Source organism: Leptospira saintgironsiae (genome assembly GCF_002811765.1).
GTDB lineage: Bacteria > Spirochaetota > Leptospiria > Leptospirales > Leptospiraceae > Leptospira_B > Leptospira_B saintgironsiae.
The window spans coordinates 1-5,088 of the sequence record NZ_NPDR01000020.1; the positions used below are offsets into that span (position 1 = coordinate 1).

The window sequence follows — 5,088 nt, forward strand, 5'->3', positions numbered from 1 at the left end:
AAAACTTATATAATAAAAAATAAAAGAAAATCGCGATATTGCGCCTAACGACCAAGGCTTGACGACGTTTCGCGAGTGCGAAAGCACTTGGCGCGAGACTTGCTCTGCAAGGCGAGTGACAAAGCGAAATGTGCCGAAGGCCAAGCGAGAGTCGCGCAGCGATCTCGAAGCGCTGCGTCAGAGCCGACAGTTATACGCCGTACAAAGTTATAGATTCGATAATTGATCATATACATTTTCGTATGATATTTTTCTTATGCCCAAGCTACTAATAAGAGAATCTTTAACTAAATCTTGAAGTTTAAAATAATCATATGTAGTATGACCCTTAGGCGAATTATTTACTATTTTATATATGACAAGATTAATATTATTAACATTGTCATAAATTTCCCTTACCTTTAAATGGCACTTAATATTATCATAAAAGGGATGTATGATCGAATAGTTGGCTGACTTGTTCGAATCTCTTTTTGACTTGCCGATATAAAAGCTATAATCATCCGATTTAATGGTTCTATTGCATCTAGAACAAGACACAGCAAGATTCTTGAATGAAAACGATTTGCATTTAAATAAGGATACGGATATAGGAAGAATGTGATCTATGTCAAATGCATCATTTCGTGCATTTGTAATTGCAAGTTGACAATAGCTACAAGTTAAGGTTTGCCTTCTGGCCCTCAATAGAGTTCTTTCTTTTATATGAGTTTTAATTTTATTTTTCGTGTAAGACCCATTATTTGATAGATAATCCCATGGATTATTTTGTTTGCTTGAAATGGACAATTTATCCTTGTCTCTAACTGTTAAATTAATCATAATCATTTAGATTATCTGAAACAAAATTAATGATATTTTTTTGTTTCTCAGTGTATGTTTTGTTTTTTAGGGAAGTAAAGGCTTTTACTATTTCGTCTTTGGTTTCGATATTTTTCGTGAAGCCAGTTATCTTATCTGATAAGATTTCAGGCAAAACTAAGCTATCTGGAAAAATGGAATCGAAATAATTATACAAAATTTTTTCTATTGAGTGATCCTTTTCTTGAGTGTGCTCTTTGTCTTCAAAAAGTCCTGCTAAAATAAACGGTGAATGGGTGGCGATGTAGATTTGTGGATTATACATGTAGGTAAGGTCTAAGAGCTGTCCAATAAACTCATATTGCCATCTAGGATGAAGGCTGTTTTCAGGTTCGTCAATGTACAATGAGGAATTATCTCTAATATGAAAAAGAAAGAAGCTCATTATTCGAAATAAATTAATTTCTCCAGAACTTAGTTCATTCAAACTGACTAATTGGGAATCTCTCTCGAATAAGTATTTTATTTGCAAGCCCGCGTGACGTTTGCCACCAAACAATTCCATTAATTCAATTACATTGATTATTTGTTCATCTAATTTATTTTCTCTTAAATCGATGTAAAATCTATTGTCGTAATCTAATTTGTCTAAAATCGCTCTCTTTTTCGCAGATCTTTCTTTGTCTCCGCTTAATCCCATCATCATATAAATATCAGAAATGTTTATTATTTCCAGAATGATTCTTGGCTTAAATCCAATATATTCTAAATAATTGCTGAAAACATACCGCTTATTATTGAATGCTTCAAAGTTTAATTGGAAATAATCAGTTATAAATGAATTGATATTGTAATACAGACTATGAGGAATCATTACATTGCAGTTCTTGAGTCTAGATATTTTTGAATATTTGGATTCGATAGTAGTTGTGGCTACTATGCAGTGATGTGGATTGTTTTGTATTTGCTCGATAAGCCACCTACTTTTACCACTTCCATTAATACCTGTTACTACAGTAATATTTTTATTCCTGTATTCTTGTAAGTTACTTTGATTCATTTCTTTGTATGGCGTATAACGACCAAGGTGTTCCGACGTTTGCGATGGCACGAGTTTGCGCATGCAAACGAAGCGACTGAAGCAAATGTGGCGTAGCCCAAGCGAGAGTTGCGTAAGCAATCTCGAAGCGTAGCGGAAGCACCGATAGTTAGTCGCTGTGCTCTTGGACATTCTTTGGCAAATAATATGCTCTGATCAGATGAATAATTGAAAAAATTGGGACACTAGAACCTAAAAGCCATGAGCCAAGGTTACCAGTTTTAGAAAAACTAACTCCAATAAAACTAACATAGATCAATTGATAAGAAAAAGATGCTGTAGACCAATTAAAGAGCAATTTAGAAATACCTAACATATTCAAAAACATCCAAAGCATTTGACGTTTCGGAGGATTTCTGAAAGCAATTGAATACGAGGAACCAACAATAATGAGACTAACTGCGAGTGCAATACCCAAAGCAATTATATGCATTGTAGTAAAAGCTTGTGAAGACAAACTCAAATTTTCTTCTAAATCAGTGTTAAGATCATTAAAATAAATTCCTACTATACTGATCTTATCTTCTTCTAATTGGCGCAGCGTTATTTTGATGAAGTAATTCATCGAATCATTTCTAATACCTTTAAGAAGCAGAACAGTGTATTTATCCACTATCCCATCATTCATTTTTTGATTATGATTATATTCAAGGAGTTCGTATTTTACGGTTCCAGTTAAATATTTTTCTGCCTTCGATAAAAATTCTTGTAAGCCTGCAGTGGTATTTATTTCTTCAGAAAAAAATTTAGAAAATGTTCGATCATTAAGTTTTTCAACGATAAACTTATATTCAGCTGTTTCAACAAATTTCGAATAATCTATCAGGTTCGATTTTTCCCACTGGGAAACGATAATTCCAATGACTACAAACGGAAATAGTAACGTTGTTCCAAATAGTCCATAAACAATGTATTTCTTCATAGTATCCTTTTGATAATAATTTTCAAGAGCATTGCGACTAACGACCAAGGTGTTCCGACGTTTGCGATGGCACGAGTTTGCTCTGCAAACGAAGTGACTGAAGCAAATGTGGCGTAGCCCGAGCGAGAGTGCGAAGCAGCTCGAAGCGTAGCGGAAGCACCGATAGTTAGCCGACGTGACACATATATTAGCTCATGATTTCACAAGGAATTTGGCCTGAATGTAATTCACAAAAGCCGAACAAACAATTAAGAAATATCTAGCATCGTCAGAATTCAATTCAGACTCATCTAAAAGAGCATGCCTGATTCCATTTGTATCGCTAGTATAACCGTACATTTTCTCAAAAGACGATTTGAAAGCCGAATGAATTTTATATTTTTCACCTAATTTTGTCAATGCTTGGCCAAGTGTCGCTTTTTCATCACCAGCTATTAGTTTGGCAATTGATTCAACAGCAGAAATGGATTCTTTTATACTATTTCTAAAATCTGGATTATTTCTATTTGAGAATAACTCTAGAGATTGTCTTATATGGTCGCGCACAGGTTGCAATGGATGAGCTGTTGCTAATTCTATGGAAGCAACTTCGCTACTATCCGCTATAGGTGAAATGAGTGAGTTAACAAAACGGTATCCAGAGAGTTCTCTTGTAAAAATTTTATTACAGTCTTTCATGAAAGTTTGATTCATCGAAGCGTTTGGATAATTATTTGCTATAAATTCAATAAAATCATAAACCTCATTCCATTTTGCTTGATTATAGTAGTCTTTTATGAATTTAAGAGATTTTGGCCAATAAGGATCAAACTCTTCAATTGGTCTTACAAAATAATCCGTATAAAGCTTAATAAATAAACTGTGTAATGGTTCAAAGTATGGAATATGATTGTTAGGCACTTTCGATATTTCAAAGAAGTAAACTAAAGAAATGCAATTCCAAAGCCCATTCTTTAATCTTTCGTCAATTTCATTGATCTGAATTGCAGATTTAACTGGCTTTATTCCACTTCTTTGCGAAAAATCCATATTTCTCAAACTTCCTAATCTATTAAGAAAATATTTTGTGTCATGTTCGGCTAACGACCAAGGCTTGACGACGTTTCGCGAGTCCGTAAGGACTTGGCGCGAGACTTGCTTTGCAAGGCGAGTGACAAAGCGAAATGTGCCGGAGGCCAAGCGAGAGTGCGAAGCATCTCGAAGCGCTGCGTCAGAGCCGATAGTTATGCGAAGTAGCACCGGCGATGTAGATATCACGAATTTTTTTCTTGTAAGCATCATCGACCGATCCGTAATTCTCTTCGGCAAATTTTATGAATGCATCAAATCTTTCCCCAGGATCGGCGTGTGCATTTATGATTTCGCCAATTTCTACGCTTTCAAACGGGATATGGGTTAATATTGCATCAGGATACATTTGACCTGTAACAACTTGTTCGGCAACTGATAATAGACTTTCACCCAAATGCTTACCGTAAGTCCGTCGTGCCAGTCTCTCCTGTTCGTGAACATAATCACGGTCTGCTTTGTGAATTTCTTCTAAGCGCTGGAAGAACCAGGAATAGAAGTTTGTTACTTTATTATAGTAATCCGTACTAACAGAAAGAACATCAATTTCTTCAGTTGCATTCATAAACTCACGGGCTGGCGTCGTCCAGTCTTTGCATCTATCCTGAAGATGATCTTTGTCTATTATCATTCTGATAACTACGCCGGTTTCTTTCGTCCACTTTGTATGCAGCTTCAGATTTGGAACTTCAATGTGAGCACAAAAATGACGCAGACGTTTCATGAAATGACTAATAGGATCCTGAAAAGTATCGTCGATTTTCTTTTGATAGTCAGAGAATATTCCTTCCTGATCGTAGTAGCGCCTGTGTAGAAGTCTACAATGGTCTGCCAAAGATTGACCAGAATGTGCAAAATGCAGGAAAGAACGAGTCACATTTACGAAATAACGCTCCATTTTTGGTCGTTGATCTAACGGCATTATTTGCCGGAGAAATATAGGGTCTTTGGTGAAACCAACAACTTGCGCTAGTTCCATATAGTCATCACGAAAAGATTGTAGACTCGACTGAAAATGACGTAGTACAACCAACTTCTTATATGATTCAGTCTGATAGAGATTCTGTAGAATTTCCACGAAAGAATTTTTAGGATTCATAATATTATCCGTTGCTATTTCGCATAACGACCAAGGTGTTCCGACGTTTGCAATGGCACGAGTTTGCTTATGCAAACGAAGTGACAGAAGCAAATGTGG

At 35.7% G+C, this 5,088-nt stretch carries 5 protein-coding genes; all 5 read right to left on the reverse strand.

All coding sequences use genetic code 11. From position 1 onward, the window contains the following. Positions 1-207 precede the first annotated feature (207 nt). A complete protein-coding gene (locus CH362_RS19560; protein ID WP_100711879.1) occupies positions 208-828 on the reverse strand; it encodes an HNH endonuclease in 621 nt (206 codons plus the stop codon). After that, complete coding sequence (locus CH362_RS18930) at positions 815-1,861, reverse strand: AAA family ATPase (protein ID WP_165780298.1); 1,047 nt, start codon at positions 1,859-1,861, stop codon at positions 815-817. The genes CH362_RS19560 and CH362_RS18930 overlap by 14 nt, the downstream gene beginning before the upstream one ends. A gap of 148 nt (positions 1,862-2,009) precedes the next feature. Then, positions 2,010-2,822, reverse strand: a complete 813-nt coding sequence (locus tag CH362_RS18935) for a hypothetical protein (RefSeq protein ID WP_100711881.1) — start codon at positions 2,820-2,822, stop codon at positions 2,010-2,012. Positions 2,823-3,014: 192 nt separating this feature from the next. After that, on the reverse strand, positions 3,015-3,851 hold the full coding sequence (locus CH362_RS18945) for an AbiJ-NTD4 domain-containing protein (protein ID WP_100711883.1): 837 nt from the start codon (positions 3,849-3,851) through the stop codon (positions 3,015-3,017). A 181-nt stretch (positions 3,852-4,032) separates the two neighbouring features. Then, a partial coding sequence (locus tag CH362_RS18950) for a hypothetical protein (RefSeq protein ID WP_208859624.1) occupies positions 4,033-5,088 on the reverse strand: 1,056 nt, incomplete at its 5' end.

Excerpts from the sequence above, each read along its gene's own strand:
- CH362_RS19560 (WP_100711879.1), bottom strand. The coding sequence starts at position 828 with ATGATTATGATTAATTTAACAGTTAGAGACAAGGATAAATTGTCCATT.
- CH362_RS18930 (WP_165780298.1), bottom strand. The coding sequence starts at position 1,861 with ATGAATCAAAGTAACTTACAAGAATACAGGAATAAAAATATTACTGTA.
- CH362_RS18935 (WP_100711881.1), bottom strand. The coding sequence starts at position 2,822 with ATGAAGAAATACATTGTTTATGGACTATTTGGAACAACGTTACTATTT.
- CH362_RS18945 (WP_100711883.1), bottom strand. The coding sequence starts at position 3,851 with ATGGATTTTTCGCAAAGAAGTGGAATAAAGCCAGTTAAATCTGCAATT.